The following is a 26,706-nucleotide window of genomic DNA, read 5'->3' as shown; positions in this document are numbered from 1 at the left end:
ACTCCTGTGGTGGTTCAGCGGGTCCGTCCGGGGCTATACCCAGGGCCGCGTCAGCGGCCCTGGGCGATTCATCAGGCACCCGCGGCATCCAGTGCCTGGCCAAGCATCTGCAAGGCCTCGGCCAGCTGCGCCGGGGTAGTGACCAGTGGCGCCAGGAAGCGCACTACGTTGCGGTGCACGCCACACTTTATTACCAGCAGGCCGGCATGCCGGGCCTCATCGATCACGCGTTGCGCCAAGGCCGCGTCCGGGCTGTTGGCAGCATCCCCGGCAACCATCTCGATCGCTTGCATGAAGCCCAGGCCGCGCACCTCGCCAATACGCGGGTGTGCCTGTTGCAAGGCCAGCAACCCTCGGTGCAGTTGCTGCGCCAAGGCTTCGCCCTGTGCCAGCAGGTCCTGGCTTTCAAACAGGTCCAGCACCGCGAGTGCGGCCGCGCAGGCCACACCGTTGCCGCCGTAGGTGCCGCCCAGCCCACCAGGTGCAGGGGCGTCCATGATCGCTGCACGGCCCACCACACCCGACAGCGGCAGACCACCGGCCAGGCTCTTGGCAACAGTGACCAGGTCAGGCTGGATGCCGGCGTGCTGGAAACCGAACATCTTGCCCGTGCGGCCGAAACCGGCCTGGATCTCGTCAAGGATCAATACGATGCCGTGGTGATCGCAGCGCTCGCGCAGCCCTTGCAGGAATGCTTTGGGTGCGGCGATAAAACCGCCGTCACCTTGAACGGGTTCGATCAGAATGGCCGCGACCCGGTCTGGCGCAACATCGGTGGCGAACAGTTCATCGAGGCGCGCCAGGGCTTCATCACTGTCGATGCCGCGATAGGGGTTGGGGTAGGTGGCATGGTAGATCTCGGCCGGGAAGGGGCCGAAGTTCTGCTTGTAGGGTTGGCTCATGCCGGTCAGCGTCACGCCCAGCAGGGTGCGGCCGTGGAAGCCGCCGGTGAAGGAAATGACTGCAGGGCGGTTAGTGTGGCCACGGGCGATCTTGATGGCGTTTTCTACGGCTTCGGCACCGGAAGTGAACAGTGCCGTCTTGTAACGCTCACCGTTGCCCACCAACGCGTTCAGGCGTGCGGCGACGGCGATATAGGGCTCGTATGCAACCACCTGGAAGCTGGCGTGTGAAAGCTGCTGAACCTGGCGTTGCACCGCCTCCACCACCCTGGGGTGGTTGTGCCCGGTGTTGAGTACGCCGATGCCGCCAACGAAGTCCAGGTAGCGACGCCCGTCGACATCCCACAGTTCGGCACCGCTGGCACGCGCTGCCACCAGCGGATGGGCGGTGGCGATGCCGCGTGGCACGTTCTCTTCGCGCCAGGCAAGCAGGCGTTGGTTTTCGCTCAAAGGTGGATTCATGGTGATCTCCGGGGCAAGTCAGGGAGTGGGGAGATTTCAGGATAAAGACTGGCCGGGGTGACAAGCGCTGAAGTTGGGGGAGGCGGTGGTGAGATCGGTTGTTTTGCAGGGGGGTTACGAAATATTAAGCTGGTCGGTGGTCCTGGCTGGATGGCGAGGACCACGCCAGGCTCACTCAACTCGCCTGGGGCACCACGATGGTGTCTTGCGGGTGCAGACGCATCCACAGGGGCGCGCCGACCTGCGGCAGGCTCAGGTTGCCTTCATGATGGCTGGGCTGACGCAGGCTGATGGTCGGCCCATCATCGAGGTCGACGAACACCTTCAGGCTCTCACCCTGAAAGACGATGTCCGAAACCCGGCCGTGCAAGCGGTTCCATTCCGGCCCTGCGCTGCCGTTGTCCAGCAGCAGTTTTTCCGATTGCAGGGCCAGGAACAGCGCACCACTGGCCGGGACCTCACGGCTGGTGCGCAGCGGGGTCGCGCCCAGGCTAAGGCCTGTAGCGCTGCGTTGCAGGGGCACCAGCGTGCTTTCACCGATGAAGCTGGCGACGAAGTCATTGGACGGGTGGTCGTGAAGCCTGCGCGGGGTGTCCACCTGCACCAGTTTGCCGCCACGCATGATTGCGATGCGGTCGCTCATGGTCAGGGCTTCGCGCTGGTCGTGGGTCACGTAGATCATGGTTGCCCCCAAGCGTTTATGCAGGGCACGCAGCTCGATCTGCATGGTTTCGCGCAGTTGCTTGTCCAGCGCAGACAATGGCTCGTCCATCAGGATCAACTTGGGTTCGAAGACGATTGCCCGGGCCAGGGCCACGCGCTGGCGCTGGCCGCCCGACAGGGCGCTGATCGCGCGGTCTTCATAGCCGGCCAGTTCCACCGTGGCCAGGGCCTTGGCTACCTGCTCGCGGCTGTTGCTGGCACTGATGCCGCGGGCGCGCAAGGGAAACGCAACGTTCTGCCCCACGGTCATGTGCGGGAACAAGGCGTAGTTCTGGAATACCACACCGATGTCACGCTTATTGGGGGGCATCAATGTGACGTCACGCTCGCCAAACGAGATGCTGCCCGAACTCACCCGCAAAAAGCCGCCAAGGATACTCAGCAGCGTGGTCTTGCCCGAGCCGGAAGGCCCCAGCAACGACATGAATTCCCCGGCCTCGACCTTCAGGTCGACCTGATCCAGCGCCTTGAGGTTGCCGTAGTGCTTGCTTACCTGGTGAACGGTGACCGATTCGAAACCATCAGTGAAATGCATCGCGAATTCTCCTGCACTGGGCAACTGGGCTAGCGGGCTGTGTTCATCTGAGCACAGCCGGCCACCCGGTTCGTGCTGTTTTGCTCCGGTTCAAAAGTCAGATCTGCTGAGTCGGGCTCAGCCCAGGCCACCCATGTGCCAGGCTTTGATCTCCAGGAATTCGTCCAGCCCGTACTTGGAGCCCTCGCGGCCGGTACCCGACTGTTTCATCCCGCCGAATGGCGCCACTTCCATGGAGATGACCCCGGTGTTCAGGCCGACCATGCCGAACTCCAGGCGCTCGCCGACGCGCCAGGCACGGCGCATGTCTTGGGTAAAGTAGTAGGCGCCCAGGCCATAAGGCGTGGCGTTGGCGATTTCCAGCGCCTCGGACTCTTCAGTGAAGCGGAACAGCGGCGCCACCGGGCCAAAGGTCTCTTCGCTGGCCAGGAGCATGTCGGGGCTGGCGTCGCGCAACACGGTCGGCTGCACGAACAGGCCATCGCCTTGAGGCAGGCCACCGGCGATCACCGAGGCGCCCTTGGCCACGGCGTCGTCGATGTGCCGGCGTACCTTGTCAACGGCGGCAGTGTTGATCAACGGGCCGAGGGTGACCCCGGGGGTGAAGGCATCGCCGACCTTGAGCTTGGCCACCTCGGCGCTGAGGCGTTCGGCGAACCGGTCATAAATGCCGTCCTGCACCAGAATGCGGTTGGCGCACACACACGTTTGCCCGGCATTGCGGAACTTGCTCTGCATCACGCCCTGGATCGCCAGTTCAATGTCAGCATCGTCGAACACGATGAAGGGCGCGTTGCCACCCAGTTCAAGGCTCAGCCGCTTGATGGTGGCCGCGCACTGGCTCATCAGCAGTTGGCCGACCTTGGTCGAGCCGGTGAACGACAGCTTGCGCACACTGGGGTTGGCGGTCAGCTCGCTGCCGACGCCAGCGGGCAGCCCGGTCAGCACATTGAATACCCCGGCGGGAATGCCCACACGCTCTGCCAGCGCTGCCAGCGCCAGCGCCGACAGTGGCGTCAGCTCGGAGGGCTTGACCACGATGGTGCAGCCCGCCGCCAGGGCCGGGGCGCACTTGCGCGTAATCATGGCATTGGGGAAGTTCCACGGGGTGATGGCGGCCACCACCCCGACCGGTTGCTTGAGCACCAAGATGCGCCGGTCGCTGCTGGGCGCGGGGATGGTGTCGCCGTAGATACGCCGGGCTTCCTCGGCAAACCATTTGACGAAGCTGGCGCCGTAGCCGATTTCGCCTTTGGCTTCGGCCAGTGGCTTGCCTTGCTCGGCACTCATGATCACCGCCAGGTCGTCCTGGTTGGCCAGAATTGCCTGGTGCCAGGCTTCCAGCAAACGGGCCCGCTCCGCCGGCGGCACGTCGCGCCAGGCCTGGAAGCTGGCTTCGGCGGCGGCGATGACGCGGCGGGTTTCGCTGGCCCCAAGCGCCGGAACATGGGCCAGCGTCTGACCATTGGCCGGGTTGACGACAGCCAGGGTGGCGCCATCGTCGGCGTCGATCCACGCACCATTGGCGTAGGATTTCTCCATCAGTAGAGACGGGTCACGTAATTGGGCTTTCAACATAGGGTTACCTGTAGCTCGGTTGCCGTGATAGGCAAAGTGTAAGAAGCCGGCGCCAGCGCCCGATGCCAAGTTGGCCCGGGCGGGCAGCCAGAGATGCCGAATTGAGTGAGGTGACAGCAGGACCTGCCGCTACGCTCGAGGCGAAGCGGCAGGGGGTCAGGCCTGTTTGTTGCGCCCGGCGATGACCACCAGCAGCAGGGAGGCGAGGATCAGCATGGAGCTGATGGCCGCGATGGTCGGGTCGATTTCGTCACGCAGTGCCGTGAACATGCGCTTGGTGATGGTCTGGTTGTCGCCGCCCGAGATGAACAGCGCCACCACGGTTTCATCCAGCGAGGTGATGAAGGCGAACAAGGTGGCCGATACCACGCTGGGTTTGATCTGTGGCAGGGTCACCGCCATGAATGCGCGAAAGCGGTTCATGCCCAGGCTACGCGCCACCATTTCCTGGGACATGTCGAAATTGCGCAGGCCTGCCAGCAAGGCAATGATCACGTAGGGCAGCGCCAGCATGATATGCGCCAGCACCAGGCCGGTCAGCGAGCTGACCAGGCCGACCCGGGCGTAAACGAAAAACACCCCAGCTGCGATCAGGATGATCGGCACCATCATCGGCAACAGCAGAATGATCTGCAGGGTGCGGATGATCTTGAGCGACGAATTGTTGATCGCATAGGCGGCGGCCATGCCCATGGGCAGCGAGATCAAGGTCGTGGCCAGGGCAGTGATCAGGCTGACCTTGGCGGCGCTCATCCACTCGATGCTCTGGAAGAACGCCGCATACCAGTTCAGCGACCACTCCTTGGGCGGAAACTGCAGAAAGCGTGCTTCGGAGAACGACATCGGCACCACGATAAGCACTGGCACGATCAGGTAGGCGAGGATCATCGCCACCAGCAGCCCGAACACAACGTTCGAGATGCGCAGGTTGGAAAACAAGGCTTTCATGTCAGCGCGCTCCCAGAACACGTTCGATCGGGATGAAGCGGTTGATGCCCCAGAAGATCAGGAACACCACCAACAGAAGGACCAGGCCTACAGCACTGGCAGCGCCCCACGCGTGGTACAGCTCGACGTTGCGTTGCACCAGCATCGACACCAGGATGGTGCGCCCGCCACCCAGCAACTCGGGTGTGATGAAGAAGCCCAGGCAGATCACGAACACCAGGATCGAGCCTGCCATGACGCCGGGGGCAGCCATGGGCAGGAACACCCGGCGGAACGAATAGAACGGCGAAGCACCGAGGCTGCTGGAAGCTTGCAACAGGTCCTGGGGGATCTTGCGCATGACTGCGTACAGCGGCAGTACCATGAACGGCAGCATCACATGCAAGGTACCGATCACCGTGCCGGTGGTGTTGTGCATCAGGTTCAGTGGCCTGTCGATCAGGCCCAGGTCGAGCAGGGTCTGGTTGACCAGGCCGCGCCGCTGCAGCAGCACCAACCAGGCGTAGGAACGCACCAGTACGCTGGTCCAGAAGGGGATGATGACGCAGACCAGAATCAAGTTGCCCCACAGCCCCTGCAGGCGCGCCGCGGCGTAGGCGATGGGGAAGCCCAGCAGGATCGACAGCACGGTGACGATCAGGCTGATCTTGAAGGTCAGGGCGAAAGTGTCCCAGTAGATGCGCTCCTCGAAGATGCGCAGATAATTGGCCAGGGTGAAGCCATCATCACCCTGCACCGACTGCATGGCCAGCCAGCCCAGGGGCAGGATCAGCAACACCGCAACCATCAGCAACGCCGGCAGCAGCAAAAGCAACATGCTGGCGTGCTCTTTGCGCTCTTCACGCTGCAGTGCCTCGGGCGTGGTCATGGGGGCTGCCCCTGAGTCGGGTATCGAGTGTGTGAGATAAGCCTGTGTCATGTCGCCTCCGATTACTGCTTCTGCACGAACGACAACCAGCGTTCTTCAGCCTTGATTCCAGCGTCCGATGCCCACCACTGGGCCGACAGCAGGGCCTGGCGTTGCATGTTGCCGGGTGAGGAGGGCAGTTCTTCAGCACGCTTGGCCGGGATGACGCCGGTTTCGAAGGCCTTGGGGTTCAGCGGGCCGTAGTCGATGATCATCGGCAAAGCGGCCTGCAGGCGGGCATCGATCAATTCGTTGACGAACTTCATCGCGGCATCACGGTGCTTGGTGCCTTTGAGCACGCACAAGGAATTGGTTTCGAGGATGCCCTGGTCGTAGGTGAACTTCACCGGTGCACCGTCTGCTTGCACGGCGCTGATACGGCCGTTCCAGGCCTGGATCATGTCGACTTCGCCGTCGCTGATCAGCTGCGCCGATTGCCCGCCGGAGGTCCACCAGGTGGCGATGTGGGGTTTGATCTGTTCGAGCTTCTTGAATGCGCGGTCGACGTCCAGCGGGTAAAGCTTGTCGGGTGCCACGCCGTCAGCCAGCAGGGCGATCTCCAGGGTAGGGCGTGGCAGGTTGCGCAGCGAGCGTTCGCCCGGGTACTTGTCGGTGTTCCAGAAGTCGGCCCAGGTTTTCGGCGCGTTGTCCTTGTCGAAGGCATCGGTGCGGTAGGCCAGCACGGTGGAATAGCTGATGTAGCCGACGCTGTAGTCATCCTTGAGGGCTGCGGGCAGTTGCGCGGCATTTGGGATCATGGCGAGGTCGAGCTTTTCGAACAGGCCTTCCTCTTCACCGCGGATACAGTCGCCGGTGGGGAGGTCGACCACGTCCCAGCTCACATTGCCACTTTGCACTTGGGTCTTGATGATCGGGTAGGCCTTGGGCGAGCTGTCCTGCTTCAGGGTCAGGCCCAACTTCTTGGCCGCAGGCTCCAGGATCGCCTTGCTTTGTGCTTCCTGATAGGCGCCGCCCTGTGAGACGAAGGTGATCGAATCTTCAGCCTGGGCAAGCGATGCGCTGCCGATCAGCAAGGCGAGGGTGGAAACTTGCAGGGTGCGTAGTGTGGATATTGTCATGTGCATAACTCCCATTCGGATGTGGGCAGGTGCAGGAGGCGAGCAGGGGCGGTCTTGTTGGGCCGCTGAGTGGATGACCCCTCGGTCTAATGTACCGGCAGGTCCCAGGCGCAAGGGCGCACAAATGGGCGCTGCAAAAGTGCTTTATTGCAAAAACCGAGGGGTTGACGGCATATCCTGCGCAGAGGCCCCAGATATGCCGGTTTCAACGCGAACAGTGCTCAATCCAGCCGGGCCAGGGTGTCACTGATGGCGGCGCCCACCTGCTGGGTGGAGAGTGAACCCCCCATGTCAGGTGTGACCGAACCCTCGGCGATCACGCGTTCGATGGCCTGGAGCATGTCGTCGTGGGCGCGCTGGTAACGCTCATCGCCTTGGCCCAGAAACTCCAGCATCATGGCCCCGGACCAGATCATTGCGATCGGGTTGGCGATGTTCTTGCCAAAGATGTCTGGCGCAGAACCATGCACCGGCTCGAACAGGGATGGGAAGGTGCGCTCGGGGTTCAGGTTGGCCGACGGTGCGATGCCAATGGTGCCCGCACAGGCCGGCCCCAGGTCCGACAGGATGTCGCCGAACAGGTTGGACGCCACCACTACATCGAAGCGCTCGGGCTGCAGGACGAACCGGGCGCAGAGAATGTCGATATGCTGCTTGTCCCAGGTGACCTGCGGGTAGTGAGCCGCCATCGCTTCGGTGCGCTTGTCCCAGTAGGGCATGCTGATGGCCATGCCGTTGGACTTGGTGGCCGAGGTGACATGTTTGCGCTCGCGCTTTTCGGCGAGGTCGAAGGCGTACTTGAGGATGCGGTCGACGCCACGGCGGGTGAAGATCGACTCTTGGATGACGAATTCGTTTTCAGTGTTCTCGAACATGATGCCGCCGATGGACGAATACTCGCCTTCGGTATTTTCCCGCACCACCACGAAGTCGATGTCGCCGACCTTGCGGTTGGCCAGGGCGCACGGCACGCCCGGGAAGAGCCGCACCGGGCGGATGTTCACGTACTGGTCGAACTCGCGACGGAACTTGAGCAGCGACCCCCACAGGGAGACATGGTCAGGCACCTTGTCAGGCCAGCCTACTGCGCCGAAGTAGATGGCGTCGTAGTGCTTGAGTTGCTCGGCCCAGTCGTCGGGCATCATCTTGCCATGTTGCAGGTAGTAGTCGCAGCTGGCCCATTCGAACGTGTCGAACTGCAACGCCAGACCGTGCTTGTGCGCCGCGGTTTCCAGCACACGAATGCCCTCAGGCAGGACTTCGAGGCCAATACCGTCACCAGGGATGGCGGCAATGCGAAAAGGGTGCGTGATCATGGGCAGGGGCTCTGTTCGATGAAGGAAGCCCTAGGCTAATCTTATTCATTTCGGACAAAATCAGCTCCTACGTTGAAACTTGGTTTCTGAATCGTGAACAATCTACCTAACTTGCACGACCTTGAGGTATTCCTGCTGGTCGCGCGTCGGTCCAGCTTCACCGGCGTCGCAGACGAACTGGGGATGTCACCCGCGTTCGTCAGCAAGCGTATTCGGGCACTAGAGCAAGACCTGAACCTGCGCCTGTTGCACCGCTCCACCCGCAGTGTGACGCTGACCGACGAGGGGGAGCGGGTCAGCCGCTGGGCGCAGCAACTGCTGTATCAGGTCAGCCAACTGGGTGATGAGATCGATGCCCTTCACGGCGAGCCCAAGGGCTTGCTGAAGGTAGTGAGTAGCGCCGGCCTCGGGCGGCGGATGGTGGCGCCGGCATTGGCGGAGTTGAGCGCGCGCTACCCGGGCCTGGATATTCGCCTCGATGTTCACGACCGCTTGGTCGACTTGGTGGAGGAGGGCGTGGACCTGGACATCCGGGTGGGTAACGACCTTGCCCCCCATGTCATCGCCAAGCCGCTGGCGCAGAATCATCGCGTGTTGTGCGCCAGCCCGCAGTACCTGCGTGCCCATGGCACACCTGCTTCGCTGGCGGATCTCGGGCACCACGATTGCCTGGTGATCAAGGAGCGCGACCACCCCTTTGGCGTATGGAACCTGACGGGCCCCCGAGGCCCGGAGACGGTGAAGGTGACCGGCAGCTTGTCGACCAACAACGGTGAAATCGCTCGGCAGTGGTGCCTGGATGGCCGTGGGATATTGCTGCGTTCGAGGTGGGACATCAAAGATGACTTGCTATCAGAACGGTTGGTGCAGGTGCTCGGTGAGTATCGGCAGGCTGCGGATATCTGGGCCGTATACACATCACCGTTGCTCAATTCGGCGAAGGTGAAAGTAACGGTGGAGTTTCTCAGTGAGTACTTCAGGGGCCGTTGTAGTTAAGAGGCTGCAGACAACGTCAAGTGACCCCCAGCGGACGAAAGTGCGCGTGAATTGCGCGCACGTTGCCGCGAACCGCTGGCCCACCTGGGCTGAGAGACCACCCCCACACTGCTGCGCCATTGCCCGAGCAGTGTGGGGTTGGTACGACATTGCCTAGAGCGCCCCGAAACGCACCTCCACCGACAGGCTGCCCAGGTTATCGCTCAGGCCAGCCCCATAACGCCCAGCCAGGTCGTCGTTGATGCACAGCTGCAATTCACCCTGCTGGCCGCGCGGCAATTGCACCTGATCACCCACCAGGAACGGCACGCCGTTGCTGCCGATGCGCCCGATCAATGCCCCTTCGTTCTGCCCCGGCAGGGTGTAGCCCGGCTTGGCGATCAACGCCGGGTTGCCCTTCGCGCCTACCATGCCGGTGGCCGGGTTGGCCGTCCACTGCCCGCCCGTACACACCGCCAGCTGCCAGCTTTGCCCATTGACCTGCATGCCCGTGGCCTGCCATGCCTGGTTGGCCTGCACCTGCAGCGTGCGTTTGAGCAGGTCGCTGGCCACCACGTCGGCCGCCTGGAACGTCAGCGCGGTGATGGTCAAGGTTGGGTTGGCCGTGCCGGTGGTGGGGAATACGCCGTCGCCGACCAGAAACAGGTTGGGGTGGTCCCAGCTGCGCTGGTCCTTGTCCACCACCGATTTGGTGCGGTCCGCGCCCATGCGGTAGGTGCCCATCAGGTGGCCAGCGCCGAAGAACGCGTAGTTCTGGCCGTCGTAGTTGAACACCGTTTGCGAACCGGGCTTGAGTTCAGGGTTCAGGTTGGTCAGCTCGGTGGCACCCATCAGTTTGGTGATGATATGGGTGGCGGCCAGGCGCGCTTGTTTGAAGCCCTCCTTGGTGTAGTCGGACAGCGCGTAGGTGATCTGCGGGCGGGGCAGGCCCAGGCCGTCGGTGAACTCCGTGCTGCGCTCCACCCGGCACAGCGCATGGTCAGGGTCTTCCTCCACCTGCTCGATCAAGAAGCCCAGACGGAACTGGCGGGTCAGCACGCTGTTGAGCTGCTGCACCAGCGCCTCGCCAGACAACGCCAGGTTGTTGGGGTTAGCGCCGCCGTCGTTGGTGCCGTCGATGAAATCGCAGACCGAGGCGTAGGGGTCGTTCACCGACCAGTTCCAACCTTCGTTGCCGATCTCGATACGCCAAGCGGCACGCTGGCTGCGGAACGGGCCATCGCGCATATCCTCGATCCCCGAGGTGGACAACGGCCCGCGGAACGGGAACAGCGGCTCGCCTTCGGGCATCAGGCCCCAGGCCAGGTACACCGGGTGGTCCGCCAACGCCTGGCCAACCTGGCCGCTGCTGTTGGCGACCCCTTTAGGGCTGTTGGGGCCGATGGAGTTGAGTAACAGCTTCGGCGTTTCGATCGCGTGGGCGGCGATCACGTAGCGCTTACCCTGGGCCGTGCCGTTCTGACGCGTGCCATTGTTCTGGTACTGGATGAAATCAATCCCCGTGACCCCATTGGCATCGACCTGCACCTGGCTCGCCACGGTCTGGTAAAGGATGCGCACATTGCCGGTATCCAGTGCCTTGGCCATGGTTACGGTGGCGTCGTACTTGGCCTGGATCGGGCAGATCGGCGTGCAGCTGGTGTTACCGGCACACACCCGGCGGCCGTTGTCGCTCTGTGAGTTGCGCCCGGCCGGGGTCTGCCGGACGTTGAGCGTGACACCGGGGTACGGCTTGCCGTCCGGTGCTTTCTCCGGGCTCTGGTACACCGCGCCCGTGACGTTCTTGCCCAGGCCCTGGTCGACCAGCGACGGCGGGATGCCGTGCATGCTGTATTCATACCCCTGCGGGAAGGTCACGCCCAGGTAGGCCTGCGAGGCGACATCGGCGGAAACGCCCATTTCCTCCTCGGCGCGGCAGTAGGCGGTCTGCAGGTCGTCGTAGCTGATCGGCCAGTCGACCCCGACGTTGTACGCAGTGCGCATGCGAAAGTCGTTGGGCAACAGGCGCAGGGCGGTGCCCATCCAGTGCCACATGGTGCCGCCGCCTACCCGTTCGTAGGTGCTGGCGAACAGTTGCGGCCCCTTCTGAACCAGGTAGCTTTTCTGCACCTTGTCAGGGTCGGTGCTGCCGGCGGTGATCAAGTCCTGGATCGTCGCGCGCGGGGCGAACTGGGTGGCCGGGGTCTGCTCGGTCTGCTCCGGCGGGTAGGGCGACTCCGGCGACTTGAGCACGGCAGTGTAGAAACGCTCCAGATACTCGCTGCGGTTGGGCGGGATTGCCGGGCCCGACTCGAGCACCAGCACTTTCAAGCCGGCCAGGCCCAACTGGTAGGCCATGACGCTGCCGGCCATGCCGGCGCCCACCACGATCACATCGGCGGTTTCGATATTCTGGGTGTGTACGTTGCTCATGGCTGCTGCCCTTCCTTGGCGTCGACACCGGTGAATTGTTTGAGGGTCGGTGGCTGCTCGGCCCAGTAGCCGAAGTGGTACTGGCTATAGCCCATGGGGTGAGACTGGGCGATCTTCCACGCCCAGCTTTGCTTGTAGGCTTGGTCAGACACCACGCGGGTGTCACCCTTGCGCTTGCTGCCTTGGTCATATGGCTGGTACCAACTGCCGAGCAGCCACAGCTTCATGATCGAACGGGCGCCTTGGGCGATCTGCGGGTCCGCATTGCCGAGTACGGCGCTGGCGATTTGCGCCGGGGTTTGGCCCTTGATACTGACGTACAGCTCCAGCAGGTTGCTGAACGCTGCGGTCCCCATCCCTTGCTGGGCGGTGGCGAAGAACACCGGCGGCAGGTTGATCGGGTCCACCGAAGGCGCCAGCAGCTCTGCTGACAGGCCGGTGAGGATGGCGGACAGGTCGATGAAGTTCTGCAGGTTAGTGTCGCTCATGGCATCACTCCTTGGCGCCAGTGGATTGGGCACGTTCAAGCAGGAAGGTGAAATCGGCGAAGCTGGTGCGCGGTGACTGGGTCACGCGGGTGGTCGCGTTGTTGTGGCACTCCATGCAACTGGATGAAGCTTGCGGCGTAGTGCCCTGGTTGTAGGTTTCCAGCGTGGCGTTGGCCAGGAAGTTCGGCGCAGGCGTGCCCAGCGGATTGGTTGGCGACGGTACTTGGCAGTCCTCGGCGGCATCGGTCGGCCACTGGGTGCTGATCAACTGGTAGTTGGCCCACACAGTGCCCTTGAGCGCGCCTTGCCACTGCGCGTTGAGCTGCTGGGTCGCAGCGGTGAGCGGGATCTCGCGCACAATCTGCGAAGGCGTGGCTTTCTTCGAGGGGTCCCACGGCTGCGCTGGTGGCTCGTTCACTGGGCGGTCGCTGGCCTGGGCGTCGTAGAACAGGTAGGGGCCTTTGCGCTCGTTCATCGGCGTGGTCTTTTCCGGCACGTTGCGCACGTGTTCGAAGCTCGACCATATCCACTGCGGCGCGCTTTTGGTCTTGTGCACGATGTGCAGGCCGACCAGCCCGACCTTCTGCGCGCTGCACGACTCGGGTATCACCGCGCCCTTGTTCGGGTCGGCGTTGCCGGGCGTGTAGACCAAGGCGTCGACGGCGTGGAAGTCCTGGGCGTTGTCGTTGCCGCCGAGTACCTTCCAGGACGACTTGACCATGATCGCGCCGACCTGTTGGGCCTCTTGCGAGCCGCAGGCAAAGGCGATGCGGTTATCGGGCTTGCTCAGGAACGCTTGCTGGCCCTCCTTGCTGTACAGGCCATTGTTGACGATGTCGTCGAACATCGGCTGGTTGACCATGATCGCGTTGCGCGTGTAGGTGCCGTTCTGGTCCACCAGTGGGCCGGTCTTGAATGGCTGGATGAATTCGTCGAGCACACCGGCGACCTTTCCCATCTGTTGCAGCACGGGCAGGTCACCCTTGCCTTGGCAGGCGGCGGGCAGTGGTGCCTTCTGGTTCCAGGCGACCGGCTTCTGGCCTTGGGGCAGGAATATCTCGTAGCTCTCCTTCCACGACTCCCACACCGTTTGCCCCGGCGCGCCGATCTTCGCCGAGGTGTTGGCGCTGCCGTCGGCGCCGGCGGGCCAGTTCAGGGCAACGAATGTCTGCCACGACAGCACATCGAAAGCGTGTTGCAGGTTGTCCAGGGTGAAGGGGGATGTAGCGTTGACGTCGAAGGGAATTGCAGGTGAAAGCACCGGCGGGCTGGCCGCATCGGCCATGGCCAGCGCACTGGTGAAGCTCGCTCCCAGGCACGCCAACCGTTTCAGGGTTATTTTCATTATCGTCTCCTCAGCAGATAAAGCGTCGGGACGACGAGGCGTACTGGCCCTTCATGGACCGAATGTTCAGCGTTATCCCTGACGCTAGGCTGGAGGCTAGCCGTTGCTTCAGAACGCTCAGAAATATCCGACTAGCGGTAGGGGTATCACCAAGCAGGGCACCTGCAGATCAGCGCCAAGCGGCACCCCCGTGCTGTTGGCCCGCCTTATTCAGCCCACTCAGGGTCTGCGGTAAATACGACCGTCAACCAGCGGTCCGGCCCCTCACCACCCAGCGCATCGCCGACTTCACAGCGCAGCGCATCCCACGCTTCGATGCTTTTGGCTGGAAGGTGCTTGGGCACGATGAAATACAGTTCGATCTCCCGAGAGCGGCCAACCTTGGCCACATACGCCCGATAGGATTCCAGGCCGTGGCGTGCGACAAACGCACGGGCCACCTCATCCACGTGCAGCATCAGGTCGCCAGGCGTGACCAGGAAGATGTCCGCCATGGCCTGGCGCACCACCGACAACGGCAAGGGAATGATGACCAGGCACACCAGCGCGAGCACCGCCGGGTCGATGTACGGCGATACCCACGCCCACTGCGTGCCCTGCACGGCAAAGCCGAAGCAGAAGGCGACGAGCAACGCTGCGGTGATGCTGGCCGACATTACCCAACCCTTGACGTCCATACGCACGAAATCCGAGTCCAACTGGCGGTTGGCCCGGGCTTCGACCGCAGCGATGGTCGCGCAGGCGATCACGGTCAGCGCCGCATAAACCATGGCGATGCCGAACTCCAGGTGGCGGCCGCCTTCGAGCAGGCTGCTGACGGCATTGATCAGGGCGTACAGCGCCACACCGCTGAGCAGGACGCCATTGAGCGCCAGCACCATCGGTTCCAGGTGCCAGAAACCCATGGTGAAGCGTTCGCGCAGCTTGCGTGACACGTGCCGGCTGGTGGCATGGGAAGTGATCAGCTTCACCACCACCAGCGACAGGCCGCTCATGCCAGCGTCGGCCAGCGAGTAGACACCGTCGAAAATGATCGAGAACGAACCGGAAGCCAGGCCGAAAGCGATGCCGATTGTGGCGATGAACAGGGTGACGGCGATCGAGGTGCGTAGCAGGCCCTGTTCGCTGGTGATGTCGAAGAAGGCGGATCTGTTGGGTGTTTCCATGGGTGAAACTCATTCAAAAGGTGGGTTGCCTGGGCGGGCTCCATTGCCGGCGAGCCGGTGATGGAGCCCGTACAGACTAGACGCGAAACTGCTCCATCAACGCCTGCTGCTGATTGGCCAGGCGGTTCAGCGCTTGGCTGATGCGCGCCGATTCGTCAGCCTGGCCCGAGAGCGATTCAGTCACGTCGCGGATGCCGGCCACGTTACGGTTCACTTCCTCGGCCACCGCGCTTTGTTCTTCGGCGGCTGAAGCGATCTGCAGGTTCATGTCGCTGATCACCGCCACGGCTTCACCTATGCGCTGCAGCGTCGGCAGTGCCTGTTCCATTTGCAAGGCGCTGGCCTGCGCCTGTTTCAGGCCGCTCATGCCAGCGTCGGCCAGCGAGTAGACACCGTCGAAAATGATCGAGAACGAACCGGAAGCCAGGCCGAAAGCGATGCCGATTGTGGCGATGAACAGGGTGACGGCGATCGAGGTGCGTAGCAGGCCCTGTTCGCTGGTGATGTCGAAGAAGGCGGATCTGTTGGGTGTTTCCATGGGTGAAACTCATTCAAAAGGTGGGTTGCCTGGGCGGGCTCCATTGCCGGCGAGCCGGTGATGGAGCCCGTACAGACTAGACGCGAAACTGCTCCATCAACGCCTGCTGCTGATTGGCCAGGCGGTTCAGCGCTTGGCTGATGCGCGCCGATTCGTCAGCCTGGCCCGAGAGCGATTCAGTCACGTCGCGGATGCCGGCCACGTTACGGTTCACTTCCTCGGCCACCGCGCTTTGTTCTTCGGCGGCTGAAGCGATCTGCAGGTTCATGTCGCTGATCACCGCCACGGCTTCACCTATGCGCTGCAGCGTCGGCAGTGCCTGTTCCATTTGCAAGGCGCTGGCCTGCGCCTGTTTCTGGCCATCGTGCATGGCGCCGACCACATCCTGAGTGCCTTGCTGCAGGCCCTCGATGACCTGGCGGATTTCCTCTACCGATACCTGGGTGCGCTGCGCCAGGCTACGCACCTCGTCGGCCACCACGGCAAAACCCCGCCCGGCCTCGCCAGCGCGGGCCGCTTCGATGGCGGCGTTGAGGGCCAATAGGTTGGTCTGCTCTGCAATGGCGCGGATCACCTCCAGTACCGAACCGATCTGCTCGCTGCGCTGCTCCAGTGCGCGCGCCTCGCCCATGGCGGCATCCATCCCGCTTGCCAGGTTGTCAATCGTCTGGCGGGTGCTGGCGATCAGTTCCAAGCCTTCGCGGCTCGCCTGGTCGGCGCCACGTGCGGCCTGGGCTGCTTGCGCTGCATTGTGGGCGACATCCTGGGCCGTTGCGCTCATCTCGTTGGCGGCGGTTGCCACTTGCTCGATCTCGCGTTGCTGCTGCTGCATGCCACTGCTGGTCTGGCTGGCGATGGCCGCAGACTGGTCGGCGGTGCCGCGGGCTTCGAGCAGCGAGCCTTTGACTTGGGCAATCACAGGTTGCAGTTTGTCGAGGAAACGGTTGAACCAGCCGCTCAACAGGCCCAGTTCGTCCTGGCGCGCGTAGTCCAGGCGCCGAGTCAGGTCGCCCTCACCGCTGGCGATATCCTCCAGGCGTGCCGCTACGGCCAGAATCGGCCGGGTCACACCGCGTGCCGTCAGCCAGACCAGCAACAAGCCGACGATCGCGGCACCCAGGCCGATCAACAGGCTGGTCAGATTGGCGCTTTGGTTGTGTTCGCTCAGCCTGTGGTTGAGAGCGACGGCAGGGGCTTGCAACACGGCTTCGGGCAGTTCCAGCAGCACCTGCCAGGGGGCGGCGCCCGGGATTGGCGCGAACGGGCGACCGACGCGAAGTACTCCCTGCGCCACGTCGTTGTCCAGCGGTTTGCCCAGCTTGCCGGCGTCGCGGCTGTGGCCAGCCAGCAAGCCGGTATCGCTGACGATGCTCACCTGGCCCTGGCCATCGAACAACTCTTGGCGGCCCGCCAGGCTCAGCTGCTGCAGGTTGTCCAGGCCGATGTCCAGGCCCACCACGCCCACTACCTTGCCGCCTTCCAGCAGGGGCAGGGCGATACTCGTCATCAATACCTGGCGGCCATTGACCTCATCGAGGTAGGGCTCGACGACACAGGCTTTGGCCGTATCCTGCGGGCAGGTCAGCCAGCGGTTCTGTGCTACGCCGTTGGCGCCGATCGTGCTGTCGGCCAGCATCGCTTCAGGCATCGCCTCCTGCTCAAGGGTGCCGGGGCTCGGTTGCGACCAGTACAGCGAAAATCGCCCGCTGTCGTTGCTGCCCACCGCGTCTTGGGCGACGAACTGGCTGTCCTGGTGGTCCAGCCCGTTGGGCTGGAACACCACATAAAGCCCGATCACGTCCGGGTTGCCAGCCAGCGCGGTGCGCGCCTGGCGCGTCAATTCGGCGCGCAGGTCGCTAGCGCCGTGGGCTTTGAGCACCTGCACCAGGCGGGCAAAGCCGTTGGCGTACTGGTAGGCGTCCATGAAGTAGCGCTGAATGCGCAGGGTCTGGGTCTCGCCTTGGGCCTGCAGGCGCAGGCGTGCGCTGTGGTCGAGCATTTCACTGTTGGCTTGGCTGACCAGGGCTGCACTGCGCTGCGCCTGGGTCAGCGAGGTGGCCACCAGCAGTGCGACGATGGCCAGCAGGCACAGGCCGGCAAGCAAGGTGATCTTCCACTGGATGGAAAGGCGACGCAGCGGCATGAGAACGTTCCTTTTCGAGCAAGGACAACGCCCGCGTTCAGGCGCGGGCGGTGGAGATGGCAAGTGTCATTCGGCAACGTAGTTCGGCGGGGCGGCAGTGAAGGCCTTGGTCAGCCAGGCCAGATACACCAGGCCAAGAAGCGCCCATACCCCGCCGAACATCAACGAGTGTTCGTTGAGGTCCAGCCACAGCGACACGATGATGCAGAAACCGATGGTCGGCAGTACCAGGTACCTGAGCTTGTTCGCCAGCCCCCGGCGATTGCCTTCACGCAGATAGCAGTGGTTGATCACCGATAGGTTGACGAAGCTGAACGCCACCAGCGCCCCGAAGTTGATGATCGAGGTGGCGGTAACCAGGTCGAAGAAGATCGCCGACAGCGATATCAGGCCGACCACGGCTATGTTCAGCACCGGTGTTTTGTAGCGCGGGTGCAGGCGAGCGAAGATGCCGGCCGGGATCACCTTGTCACGCCCCATCACGTACAACAGGCGCGAGACGCTGGTCTGCGAAGCCAGGCCCGAGGCGATGGTGTTGATCACCGTGCAGGCGATGAAGATCGACTGGAACAGCTTGCCACCCACGTAGAGGGCGATTTCTGGCAGCGCAGCTTCCTGGTCATGGAAGCGTGCCATGGTCGGGAAGTAGGCCTGGATGAAGTACGACACGGTGATGAACACCAGGCCGCCGATCAGTGCAGTCAGGAAGATCGCCCGTGGGATGGTCTTGGCCGGGTCGCGGGTTTCCTCGGACAGGCATGTCACGGCGTCGAAGCCCAGGAACGAGAAGCACAGGATGGTCGCACCGGCCGCCAGGGCGCTGAACTGGGTCTGGCTGTCGGCGAACGGCAGCAGGCTCCACGCGGTCCCCAGGCCTTCACCCTGGTCCAGGCCACGCACGCACAGGTAGATGAATACGGCGATGATCGCGACCTGCACGGCCACGAACAGCAGGTTGAAGTGTGCCACCAGGTTGACGCTGCGCATGTTGATCAGGCTGATCAGGGTGACGAAGCCCGCTACCCAGATCCACTCCGGCACTTCGGGGAACATGGCCGACAGGTAGAGCTTGGCCAGCAAGGCATTGACCATCGGCAGCAGCAGGTAGTCGAGCAGCGACGACCAGCCGACCAGAAAGCCCACATGCGGGTTGATGGCGCGCTGTGTGTAGGTGTAGGCCGACCCCGATTGCGGGAAGCGGCGCACCAGGGTGCCATAGCTCACGGCGGTGAACAGGATGCCGGCCAGCGCCAGGATGTAGGCACTGGGCACGTGCCCTGCGGTAATCCCTGAGACGATGCCGAAAGTGTCGAACACGGTCATCGGTGTCAGGTAAGCCAGGCCGATGATGATCACGTGCCAGAGGCGCAAGGTTTTACGCAGTTGGCCGTTGCCGGCGGCGCTGTGGTCAGGCTGCATACTGGCATGGCTCCTTCGGCTGGGCGTGAACGGCGGGCGAGTTGTAGTGCGCATGCGGCAATGGCGAGCGGGTGGGCTCCATGTTGTTCACCTTTATTGTTGGAGCAGAGGTAGACGCAGGCGATGCGCCGGGGTCGAGCTGGCAGTGCCTGGTCTAGGAAGGTGGAGCGTGCGGGCAGGGGCGGTGAGGCATCATGACGGCGCGTCTGTTCTTCTTCGTGGAGTGGCGCTGGGCAAGGTGGTGAAAATAAAAAACGATGGGTAGGTTGGTGTCAAGTTAAACATGACAAGATGTTGCTAGATTGAAATAATTATCGATTTATTGGCCTAAATGTTCGGTTTTTGCGCGCTTTTTTGCGGTTATGATCGATGCGGATGTTCGTAAAATTTAACGAATAGGAAGATTCCCAAGCGTGCGTCAGGCAGGTCGCGATTGCCCATTGCGTCCGCGTGGGACCCTCGGGCCAGGAGTAGGAGTGATACTATTCTGCTCCCGCGCAGCTCCTGGCTGTGAACACGCCCATATGGACATCAATCGGTTCTATTCATGAAGAAATCAGTAGGCATCCTTTCCGGCCTGGCCATCGCCATTGCCGTCGTCACCACAGCCGGCGCCTGGTACACCGGCAAGCAGCTGCCTGCGCAGCTGGAGCGCACCGTCAACCAGAGTAATGCTCAGCTGAAGAAGGCCCTTGTCGGGGTTGGCGGCAGCATGACCATCGAAGTGGCCTCGCTTGAGCAGCACCTTTTCACCAGTACCGCGCACTACCGCCTCAAGGTCCGCGACATTCGCCTGTCTGACGGTGAGCCGGTCAGTTTCGAGGTGGGTGTCACCGACCATATCGAGCACGGCCCTTTCCCTTGGTCGCGGGTTAAAGCCTTCAAACTGATACCGGTGCTGGCAGCCAGCAACAGTTCGCTGGACAAGGACGACTTCACCGCGCCTTGGTTCGCCGCCGCCGGCGACAAGGCCCCGGTCAGCTCGCGAACCAGCCTGGGCTTTGACGGCAGTGTCGATGGCAGCATCCTCCTGGCGCCGGTCAAGCTGGCCGAAGACAACGGCACTAGCCTCGATTTTTCAGGTATGCAGTTGCAGGTCAGTGGCGACAGTGAAGGTAAAGCCTCGAAATTCCATGGCGCTGCCGATCGTTTCGAAATGAAGATGGTTGGGGAGGATCACCCACCGGCCACGTTCGAGCTCAAGGGGCTGAAAATCGGCGGTGAACTGGCCGCCACCCAGCATGATGCGATCTATGTCGGTAACGTCGATGTGTTGCTGGCCGAAGCCAAGGTGACGCTGGGGCCCAAGCAGCAGGTCCTGCTGCTCAAAGGCCTGGAGCAGCACGCCGTGCAGAACCTCGATGGCCCCGACACCGTCGGTGGTCGTGTGGATTACAAGGTCGCGGACATCAATTGGGATGGCCGAGCAGTCGGCAGCGGGCAGATGGCGGTCAGCATCAAGTCGCTCAACGCTCCGGCCTTCCAGTCGCTGTCGCAGTGGTATCAGGCCCACCTGCCGGAGTTCGAGCAGGCTGCCGCTGCAGGGCAGCCTATCCCGCAGATCCAGATGGATGAACAGGAGAAGGCGGCTTTTCAGGGCGACTTGAAGCAGCTGTTGGCATCCAAGCCGCAGGTGGCGGTGGAGAATCTCTCGTTCAAGACAGCCAACGGTGAGAGCCGGTTCAACCTGGCGATGGATTTCGCCAGCCCCACCTCTTTCGACCTGCCGCCTGACCAGTTGAGCAAGCAGTTGATCACTCAGGTGAAGAGCAAGCTGTCGCTGTCCAAACCGATGATAGGTGACCTGGCGACCTTGCAGGCGTTGCTGCAAGGGCAGACCGATGCCCAGGCGATTGCCATGCAATCCAGCCAGGCGGGTGAGATGGTCGGCCTGATGGCGCTGCAGAGCGGCATGGCCACCGTGCAGGGCAATGACGTGGTGGCTAGCCTGCATTACGTCGATGGCATGGTCGACTTCAATGGCAAGAAGATGACCGTTGAAGAATTCGCCATGATCCTCGCGGCGCACTTTGCGGCGATGCAGCCGCAGGGCTGATCGATTGAGCCTGTACCGGCCTCATCGCCGGCAAGCCGGCTTGTACTGGTGCGCACGGGCCTTGAGCCTGTAGTCGCTCAGCGGGCCCCACTGGTGTGCGCATGCCCGGGGCGTGCACTAGCCGGTGGGAGCCGGCTTGCCGGCGATGAGGCCCGTGCAGGCCACACAAAAACCGCTTTAGAAATCCCCAGATTGTCTGTAGCCTTCGGCGTCCGATAATAATCCGCGCCCGCAGAGGGCCGTGGCGGCTTGCCTGCCGTCCGGCGCCCTTAGCCGATCTGTCAGGGCCGGGTGATACACTCGATTTGACGCGCATGCGCGCCTGCAGGTCCAGCGATCATGACCCAGATATCCGAACGCCTGTTGGTTCAGGCCCACCTCGACGCCAAGCAGCCCAATCCGCTGACAGCCGAGCAGGAGGCCGAATACCGTGCGGCCATTGCTGCCGAGCTCAAGGCGCAAAATGCCGTGCTGGTTGCCCATTACTACTGTGACCCGGTTATCCAGGCGCTCGCCGAAGAGACTGGCGGTTGCGTGTCCGACTCGCTGGAAATGGCCCGTTTCGGCAAGAACCACCCCGCCCAGACGGTGGTCGTCGCCGGTGTGCGCTTCATGGGCGAGACCGCGAAGATCCTCACCCCGGAAAAGCGCGTGCTGATGCCGACCCTGGAAGCCACTTGCTCGCTCGACCTGGGTTGCCCTGTCGAAGAGTTCTCGGCCTTCTGCGACCAGCACCCCGAGCGCACCGTGGTGGTGTATGCCAACACCTCTGCCGCCGTCAAAGCGCGGGCCGACTGGGTCGTGACCTCGAGCTGCGCGCTGGAAATCGTCGAAAGCCTGATGGACAACGGCGAGACCATCATCTGGGGCCCGGACCAGCACCTGGGCCGTTACATCCAGAAGCAGACCGGTGCCGACATGCTGCTGTGGGACGGTGCCTGCATCGTCCACGAAGAGTTCAAGTCGCGCCAGCTGGCAGACATGAAAGCGCTGTACCCCGATGCGGCGATCCTGGTGCACCCGGAGTCGCCAGAGGCGGTGATCGAGCTGGCCGATGCGGTAGGTTCCACCAGCCAGCTGATCAAGGCGGCGCAGACACTGCCCAACAAAACCTTCATCGTCGCCACCGACCGCGGCATCTTCTACAAGATGCAGCAGCTGTGCCCGGACAAGGAATTCGTCGAAGCCCCCACCGCCGGTAACGGCGCGGCCTGCCGCAGCTGCGCGCACTGCCCGTGGATGGCCATGAATACCCTGGAGCGGGTGCTGGAGTGCTTGCGCAAGGGGACTAATGAAATCTTCGTCGACCCGGCGCTGGTGCCGAAAGCGATCAAACCCTTGAACCGCATGCTGGACTTTACCCAGGCGGCTCGGCTGAAGCTGTCGGGTAACGCCTGAGCTTCAATCGCCGGCGCCCTTGCTATGGACTGCCCCCAAGAAGTTGGACACCAATCCGACCCTTGGGGGAGCCACTGTCTTGCTCAACTTCTAAAAGCTGGCGCGATCCCTGTGGGAGCCGGCTTGCCGGCGATTGGGCTGCGAAAGCAGCCCCTTACCGCCCCATCATCTCCTGCACCATGCGTTGCTGCTCCATGATCTCGCGCTGGCGCTGGTCGATCTGTGATGCCAGTGGGAAGTTGCTGCCGGCACGACGCTTGGCGTAATCCAGCTGCTGGATCGCCTGGTCAAAGTCCCCCACCAGGGTAAAGTACTCAGCCCGCGCCCGGTGCAAGCCGATGGTATTGCCCGCCAAGCCACGCACTTCGGCCATTTCGTACCAGACATCCGGGTCATCCGGGCGGTTCTTGAGCAGGTCGTTCAGCACCTTTTCGGCCTCGGCGGGCTTGTTCTGCTTGATCAGCAGGTCGGCACGCACCTGCTTGAGCGGATAGTTGCCCGGATACAGGCCTTGCATGCGCTCCGCCCGCTGCTGCGCATCGGCCAGGCGGTTGTTGGTGATGTCCAGGTCGATCTGCGCCAGGTTGTAGGTGATGTCATTGGGCGCCTTGGCCAGCAGTGGCTTCAGGTTCTCACGCGCTTCGTTGAGCTGGCCGCCTTTGATCTGCGCCAGGGCCAGGCCATAGCGGGCAGCGTCCAGCTTCGGATCTTCATCCAGCTGCGCGCGGAAGCGTTTGGCGGCCAGGCCCGGTGTGCCTTCATAGATGAGGGCCACGCGGGCGCGGATCAGCTGATAACGCTGGCTGTCCTCGACGCCGCCCTTGGGGGCCTGTTCGGCACGGTTGCGGGTGTCGGCGATACGCGATTCGGTGACTGGGTGAGTCAGGAGGAATTCCGGTGGTTTGGCGTCGTAGCGGTACTGGCGCGCCAGGCGCTCGAACATGGTTGGCATGTTGCGCGGGTCGTAACCGGCCTTTTCCAGGTTCTGGATACCGACCCGGTCGGCTTCCTGCTCATTCTGCCGCGAAAAGCGCCGCTGCTCCTGGATCGCCGCTGCCTGAGTGCCGGCAATCATGCCGATGCCGGCATCACCGGCGCCCCCAGCCGCCAGGACGATACCGGCCAGCAGCGCCGCCATCATCGGCAGCTGCATGCGTTGTTGGGCCTCCACGCCACGGGCGAAGTGGCGCTGCGACAAGTGCGCCAGTTCGTGAGCCAGTACCGAGGCGTATTCGCCCTCGGTCTGGGCGTTGAGGAACAGGCCGCCGTTGACCCCGACGATACCACCCGGGGCGGCGAAGGCGTTCAGCTCGCGGCTGTCGATGAGGATGAATTCCAGGCGCCGGTCCTGCAGCTGGCTGGTTTCGGCCAGGCGGTACACGGTGGTTTCGACGTAGTCCTTGAGCTGGGGGTCGTTCAGCTGGTTGACCTGGCCACGCAGCAGGCTGAGCCAGGCACGCCCGAGCTGGTGCTCCTGCTGCGGCGAGACGATCGCGGAACTGGCGTCGCCCAGTGAAGGCAGGTCGCTAGCATGGCCGGGAACGGCCATCAGGCAGGCCAGCGTCAACAGGGTAGGGCGCAGTAGATTCATGCACGAAGCTCGCGTCGGGTCAAAGCCCCTACTGTAGCCGGCTCACACGTTGGCGACCAGTGGCGGTATGCTAGCCAGCCTGTTACCAAAGACGTCTGTTCCACGTTTGGAGACCCCCTGATGACCAGCACCCTGACCTGCGACGCCGAACTCGACGCCAGCGGGCTGAACTGCCCCCTGCCTCTGCTCAAGGCGAAGATGGAGCTCAACCGACTGGCCAGTGGCGCGGTGCTGAAGGTCATTGCGACCGACGCAGGCTCCCAGCGCGACTTCCGCACTTTTGCCCAGCTGGCCGGTCATACGCTGCTGCATGAAGTGGCCGAGGCCGGCACCTATACCTACTGGCTGCGCAAGGCCTGACCCAACCAAGGATCGTCAATGTTCAAAGTGCTTCGCGACTGGATAGAGCGCTACTTCTCCGATGAGGAGGCTGTGGTGCTGGCGGTCCTGCTGTTTCTGGCCTTTACCGCGGTTCTGACCCTGGGCGGCATGCTTGCGCCGGTGCTGGCGGGCATGGTGCTGGCTTTTCTGATGCAGGGCCTGGTCAATGCCCTGGAGCGCCTTCGGGTGCCGACGCGGCTGGCGGTAATGGTGGTGTTCGCTCTGTTCATGAGCGCGCTGGCGGTGTTCCTGCTGGTGCTGGTGCCGTTGCTGTGGCATCAGTTGATCACGTTGTTCAACGAGTTACCGGGCATGCTCGGCAAGTGGCAGTCGCTGCTTCTGCTCCTGCCTGAGCGCTACCCGCACCTGGTGTCTGACGAGCAGGTGCTGCATGCCATCGAATCGGTGCGTGGCGAGATCGGCAAGTTCGGCCAATGGGCACTGTCTTTTTCGCTGTCGAGCCTGCCGCTGCTGGTCAGTGCCATGATCTATCTGGTGCTGGTGCCGATTCTGGTGTTCTTCTTTCTCAAGGACCGGGAGCAGATCGGCCGTTGGGTCAGTGGCTACCTGCCGCGCCAGCGGACCTTGCTGAACCGGGTTGGCAATGAGATGAACCGGCAGATCGCCAACTACATCCGCGGTAAGGGCATCGAGATTCTGATCTGCGGTATTGCCACCTACATCGCGTTCATCAGCCTGGGCCTCAACTACGCGGCGTTGCTGGCGTTGCTGGTAGGCCTATCGGTGGTGGTGCCTTATGTAGGGGCGGTGGTGGTGACCGTGCCGGTGACGCTGATCGCATTGTTCCAGTGGGGTTGGGGGGATCAGTTCATCTATCTGATGACGGTGTACGCCATCATCCAGGCGCTCGATGGCAACGTGCTGGTACCGCTGTTGTTCTCAGAGGCAGTGAGCCTGCACCCGGTGGCGATCATCTGCGCGGTATTGCTGTTTGGCGGGCTATGGGGCTTCTGGGGGATCTTCTTCGCCATCCCGCTGGCGACGCTGATCAAGGCCGTGCTCGATGCCTGGCCGCGGCACGAACCTGCCGTGGCGCCCATGCTGTGAGGTTAAGCGGCAAGCTTCGAGCTGCAAGCTGCAAGTAAAAGCAGATAGCGGTGTCCATGCGATCCGCTTTTGCTTGCAGCTTGCAGCTTGCAGCTTGCAGCTCAGCGCTGGTTCAGCGCCTGGGCCGCTGCCAGGACGGCATCCACATGGCCTGGTACCTTCACGCCACGCCACTCCTGGCGCAGCACGCCATCCTTGTCGATCAGGAAGGTGCTGCGGTCCACGCCCATGTATTCCTTGCCATACAGCTTCTTCAGCTTGATCACGTCGAACAGCTGGCACAGGGCCTCGTCCTTGTCGCTGATCAGCTCGAACGGGAAGCCCTGCTTGGCCTTGAAGTTCTCATGCGACTTGATGCCGTCGCGCGACACACCGAACACCACGGTGTTGGCCGCTTCGAACGCTGCGTGCTGGTCGCGAAAGCCCTGGCCTTCGGTGGTGCAGCCTGGGGTGCTGTCCTTTGGGTAGAAATACACGACTACCTGACGGCCCTTGAGCTCGGCCAGGCTGACGGACTGGCCGCCGGTGGCCTGGGCCTGGAAGTCGGCGACGGGTTGGTCGAGTGCTACTGCCATGGATGCATTCCTTAAACGGGGTTCTGTGGGCGCCAAGGCTCGATCAGCGCGTCCAGGTTGAGGGCGTCGGCAAAGTCGAGGAACTGGTCGCGCAGCCAGCTGATCTGGGTGCCGGCCGGCAGGATCACGGTGAACTGGGCGTTGAGCATGCTGCTGCCGGTCTGCGGTGCCAGGTAGGTGTCGCAGGTCATGGCTTCGAGCTCGACACGGTGGTCGAGGAAGAACTGGCACAGCTCGTTGATGATGTCCGGGCGGTAGGCCGCACTGACATAGGCCACATACGGCAGGGCCTGCGGGCGCACTTCCTGGTCGGCGCTGCGCACCACGTCGAGGGTCAGGCCGTGTTTCTTGCCCAGGCCGGGGAGGGTGGACTCAAGGCGTGCCAGGGCGTCCCAGCTGCCACCGACCTGCAATACCAGGGCGCTGGTCTCGCCATGGCGGCTCAGGCGCGAGGTGACGACCGCGCAGCGGTTCTCGAAGGCAGCGCGGCTGAGGACGTTGGCCAGCTCCATGGGGTTGGGGCCCAGGGCACTGATGACAAGGAATTGTTCGCGGACGGTGGGGGTGGACATGCAGCATTCCTAAAGCGATGAGCGGTCGGCACAGGACGGACGAAAGCCTCCTGTCGGCAGGGCCCGGGGCTCGCATGCGAGGACGTGGACGCTGGCCGGGGAGCAAGG

General features: G+C 63.0%; 20 protein-coding genes and 3 pseudogenes. 5 read left to right on the top strand and 18 right to left on the bottom strand.

Annotated features, from left to right (window positions below):
• Window positions 1–71: 71 nt before the first annotated feature.
• The 7 genes from gabT to OSW16_RS20650 all read right to left on the bottom strand — a co-directional run bounded on the left by gabT (window position 72) and on the right by OSW16_RS20650 (window position 8,450).
• The gene (gabT, locus tag OSW16_RS20680) at window positions 72–1,364 is read right to left on the bottom strand and encodes a 4-aminobutyrate--2-oxoglutarate transaminase (protein ID WP_267818109.1); all 1,293 of its coding nucleotides are present in this window, start codon (window positions 1,362–1,364) and stop codon (window positions 72–74) included.
• A 175-nt stretch (window positions 1,365–1,539) separates the two neighbouring features.
• Window positions 1,540–2,622, bottom strand: coding sequence for an ABC transporter ATP-binding protein (locus OSW16_RS20675; RefSeq protein WP_267818107.1), 1,083 nt, complete (start codon window positions 2,620–2,622; stop codon window positions 1,540–1,542).
• Between the two features lie 117 nt (window positions 2,623–2,739).
• The gene (locus tag OSW16_RS20670) at window positions 2,740–4,200 is read right to left on the bottom strand and encodes an NAD-dependent succinate-semialdehyde dehydrogenase (protein WP_267818105.1); all 1,461 of its coding nucleotides are present in this window, start codon (window positions 4,198–4,200) and stop codon (window positions 2,740–2,742) included.
• Window positions 4,201–4,356: 156 nt separating this feature from the next.
• The gene (locus OSW16_RS20665; RefSeq protein ID WP_267818103.1) at window positions 4,357–5,148 is read right to left on the bottom strand and encodes an ABC transporter permease; all 792 of its coding nucleotides are present in this window, start codon (window positions 5,146–5,148) and stop codon (window positions 4,357–4,359) included.
• Between the two features lies 1 nt (window position 5,149).
• On the bottom strand, window positions 5,150–6,016 hold the full coding sequence (locus tag OSW16_RS20660) for an ABC transporter permease (RefSeq protein ID WP_267818101.1): 867 nt from the start codon (window positions 6,014–6,016) through the stop codon (window positions 5,150–5,152).
• 62 nt (window positions 6,017–6,078) lie between these two features.
• Window positions 6,079–7,134, bottom strand: a complete 1,056-nt coding sequence (locus OSW16_RS20655) for an ABC transporter substrate-binding protein (protein WP_267818099.1) — start codon at window positions 7,132–7,134, stop codon at window positions 6,079–6,081.
• A 221-nt stretch (window positions 7,135–7,355) separates the two neighbouring features.
• Window positions 7,356–8,450: a tartrate dehydrogenase gene (locus OSW16_RS20650; protein ID WP_267818096.1), complete on the bottom strand. Its 1,095-nt coding sequence runs from the start codon at window positions 8,448–8,450 to the stop codon at window positions 7,356–7,358.
• A gap of 93 nt (window positions 8,451–8,543) precedes the next feature.
• On the opposite strand from OSW16_RS20650, the gene OSW16_RS20645 reads away from it, so the two are divergent.
• On the top strand, window positions 8,544–9,446 hold the full coding sequence (locus OSW16_RS20645; protein WP_267818094.1) for a LysR substrate-binding domain-containing protein: 903 nt from the start codon (window positions 8,544–8,546) through the stop codon (window positions 9,444–9,446).
• A 153-nt stretch (window positions 9,447–9,599) separates the two neighbouring features.
• On the opposite strand, the gene OSW16_RS20640 is transcribed toward OSW16_RS20645, so the two are convergent.
• From OSW16_RS20640 to OSW16_RS20610, 8 genes and pseudogenes are all read right to left on the bottom strand, one after another.
• Complete coding sequence (locus OSW16_RS20640; RefSeq protein WP_267818092.1) at window positions 9,600–11,858, bottom strand: GMC oxidoreductase; 2,259 nt, start codon at window positions 11,856–11,858, stop codon at window positions 9,600–9,602.
• Window positions 11,855–12,346 carry a sorbitol dehydrogenase gene (locus tag OSW16_RS20635; protein WP_241805979.1) on the bottom strand — a complete coding sequence of 164 codons (492 nt, stop codon included), beginning with the start codon at window positions 12,344–12,346 and terminating at the stop codon, window positions 11,855–11,857. Before OSW16_RS20635 ends, OSW16_RS20640 begins: the two co-directional genes overlap by 4 nt.
• 4 nt (window positions 12,347–12,350) lie before the next feature.
• Window positions 12,351–13,691, bottom strand: a complete 1,341-nt coding sequence (locus OSW16_RS20630; RefSeq protein ID WP_267818089.1) for a cytochrome C — start codon at window positions 13,689–13,691, stop codon at window positions 12,351–12,353.
• Window positions 13,692–13,897: 206 nt separating this feature from the next.
• Window positions 13,898–14,857, bottom strand: a complete 960-nt coding sequence (locus OSW16_RS20625; protein ID WP_267818087.1) for a cation diffusion facilitator family transporter — start codon at window positions 14,855–14,857, stop codon at window positions 13,898–13,900.
• Between the two features lie 76 nt (window positions 14,858–14,933).
• Window positions 14,934–15,218, bottom strand: a pseudogene (locus OSW16_RS20620) (chemotaxis protein); the annotation flags it as partial.
• A gap of 253 nt (window positions 15,219–15,471) precedes the next feature.
• Window positions 15,472–15,987 (bottom strand): annotated as a pseudogene (locus OSW16_RS27185) (methyl-accepting chemotaxis protein); the annotation flags it as partial.
• Window positions 15,988–16,377: 390 nt separating this feature from the next.
• A pseudogene (locus tag OSW16_RS27180) lies at window positions 16,378–17,319 on the bottom strand (chemotaxis protein); the annotation flags it as partial.
• A gap of 285 nt (window positions 17,320–17,604) precedes the next feature.
• On the bottom strand, window positions 17,605–18,957 hold the full coding sequence (locus OSW16_RS20610; protein ID WP_267818083.1) for an APC family permease: 1,353 nt from the start codon (window positions 18,955–18,957) through the stop codon (window positions 17,605–17,607).
• A 547-nt stretch (window positions 18,958–19,504) separates the two neighbouring features.
• On the opposite strand from OSW16_RS20610, the gene OSW16_RS20605 reads away from it, so the two are divergent.
• Together OSW16_RS20605 and nadA are read left to right on the top strand one after the other, a co-directional pair.
• Window positions 19,505–21,013, top strand: coding sequence for a YdgA family protein (locus OSW16_RS20605; protein WP_267818081.1), 1,509 nt, complete (start codon window positions 19,505–19,507; stop codon window positions 21,011–21,013).
• Between the two features lie 339 nt (window positions 21,014–21,352).
• Window positions 21,353–22,411, top strand: a complete 1,059-nt coding sequence (nadA, locus tag OSW16_RS20600; protein ID WP_267818079.1) for a quinolinate synthase NadA — start codon at window positions 21,353–21,355, stop codon at window positions 22,409–22,411.
• Between the two features lie 154 nt (window positions 22,412–22,565).
• Here nadA and OSW16_RS20595 read toward each other — a convergent pair whose 3' ends face one another.
• A complete protein-coding gene (locus tag OSW16_RS20595; protein ID WP_267818077.1) occupies window positions 22,566–24,002 on the bottom strand; it encodes a M48 family metalloprotease in 1,437 nt (478 codons plus the stop codon).
• Window positions 24,003–24,122: 120 nt separating this feature from the next.
• Between OSW16_RS20595 and OSW16_RS20590 the strand changes: the two genes are divergently transcribed.
• Together OSW16_RS20590 and OSW16_RS20585 are read left to right on the top strand one after the other, a co-directional pair.
• Window positions 24,123–24,362 (top strand): sulfurtransferase TusA family protein, encoded by a 240-nt coding sequence (locus tag OSW16_RS20590; protein ID WP_241805987.1) that lies wholly within the window; start codon window positions 24,123–24,125, stop codon window positions 24,360–24,362.
• A gap of 18 nt (window positions 24,363–24,380) precedes the next feature.
• The gene (locus OSW16_RS20585; RefSeq protein ID WP_241805988.1) at window positions 24,381–25,451 is read left to right on the top strand and encodes an AI-2E family transporter; all 1,071 of its coding nucleotides are present in this window, start codon (window positions 24,381–24,383) and stop codon (window positions 25,449–25,451) included.
• 101 nt (window positions 25,452–25,552) lie between these two features.
• Here OSW16_RS20585 and OSW16_RS20580 read toward each other — a convergent pair whose 3' ends face one another.
• Window positions 25,553–26,026, bottom strand: a complete 474-nt coding sequence (locus OSW16_RS20580) for a peroxiredoxin (protein WP_241805989.1) — start codon at window positions 26,024–26,026, stop codon at window positions 25,553–25,555.
• Between the two features lie 11 nt (window positions 26,027–26,037).
• Window positions 26,038–26,598 carry a glycine cleavage system protein R gene (locus tag OSW16_RS20575; RefSeq protein WP_008097509.1) on the bottom strand — a complete coding sequence of 187 codons (561 nt, stop codon included), beginning with the start codon at window positions 26,596–26,598 and terminating at the stop codon, window positions 26,038–26,040.
• Window positions 26,599–26,706: the final 108 nt, after the last annotated feature.

Origin of the sequence: Pseudomonas putida (genome assembly GCF_026625125.1) — a bacterium.
Taxonomy (GTDB): Bacteria; Pseudomonadota; Gammaproteobacteria; order Pseudomonadales; family Pseudomonadaceae; genus Aquipseudomonas; species Aquipseudomonas putida_X.
Note: the sequence above shows the minus strand (reverse complement) of the source record. Positions and strands in the feature narration are given on the sequence as shown.

Coding starts and splice junctions, on each gene's coding strand:
- gabT (WP_267818109.1), bottom strand. CDS start 1,364: ATGAATCCACCTTTGAGCGAAAACCAACGCCTGCTTGCCTGGCGCGAA.
- OSW16_RS20675 (WP_267818107.1), bottom strand. CDS start 2,622: ATGCATTTCACTGATGGTTTCGAATCGGTCACCGTTCACCAGGTAAGC.
- OSW16_RS20670 (WP_267818105.1), bottom strand. CDS start 4,200: ATGTTGAAAGCCCAATTACGTGACCCGTCTCTACTGATGGAGAAATCC.
- OSW16_RS20665 (WP_267818103.1), bottom strand. CDS start 5,148: ATGAAAGCCTTGTTTTCCAACCTGCGCATCTCGAACGTTGTGTTCGGG.
- OSW16_RS20660 (WP_267818101.1), bottom strand. CDS start 6,016: ATGACCACGCCCGAGGCACTGCAGCGTGAAGAGCGCAAAGAGCACGCC.
- OSW16_RS20655 (WP_267818099.1), bottom strand. CDS start 7,134: ATGACAATATCCACACTACGCACCCTGCAAGTTTCCACCCTCGCCTTG.
- OSW16_RS20650 (WP_267818096.1), bottom strand. CDS start 8,450: ATGATCACGCACCCTTTTCGCATTGCCGCCATCCCTGGTGACGGTATT.
- OSW16_RS20640 (WP_267818092.1), bottom strand. CDS start 11,858: ATGAGCAACGTACACACCCAGAATATCGAAACCGCCGATGTGATCGTG.
- OSW16_RS20635 (WP_241805979.1), bottom strand. CDS start 12,346: ATGAGCGACACTAACCTGCAGAACTTCATCGACCTGTCCGCCATCCTC.
- OSW16_RS20630 (WP_267818089.1), bottom strand. CDS start 13,691: ATGAAAATAACCCTGAAACGGTTGGCGTGCCTGGGAGCGAGCTTCACC.
- OSW16_RS20625 (WP_267818087.1), bottom strand. CDS start 14,857: ATGGAAACACCCAACAGATCCGCCTTCTTCGACATCACCAGCGAACAG.
- OSW16_RS20610 (WP_267818083.1), bottom strand. CDS start 18,957: ATGCAGCCTGACCACAGCGCCGCCGGCAACGGCCAACTGCGTAAAACC.
- OSW16_RS20605 (WP_267818081.1), top strand. CDS start 19,505: ATGAAGAAATCAGTAGGCATCCTTTCCGGCCTGGCCATCGCCATTGCC.
- nadA (WP_267818079.1), top strand. CDS start 21,353: ATGACCCAGATATCCGAACGCCTGTTGGTTCAGGCCCACCTCGACGCC.
- OSW16_RS20595 (WP_267818077.1), bottom strand. CDS start 24,002: ATGAATCTACTGCGCCCTACCCTGTTGACGCTGGCCTGCCTGATGGCC.
- OSW16_RS20590 (WP_241805987.1), top strand. CDS start 24,123: ATGACCAGCACCCTGACCTGCGACGCCGAACTCGACGCCAGCGGGCTG.
- OSW16_RS20585 (WP_241805988.1), top strand. CDS start 24,381: ATGTTCAAAGTGCTTCGCGACTGGATAGAGCGCTACTTCTCCGATGAG.
- OSW16_RS20580 (WP_241805989.1), bottom strand. CDS start 26,026: ATGGCAGTAGCACTCGACCAACCCGTCGCCGACTTCCAGGCCCAGGCC.
- OSW16_RS20575 (WP_008097509.1), bottom strand. CDS start 26,598: ATGTCCACCCCCACCGTCCGCGAACAATTCCTTGTCATCAGTGCCCTG.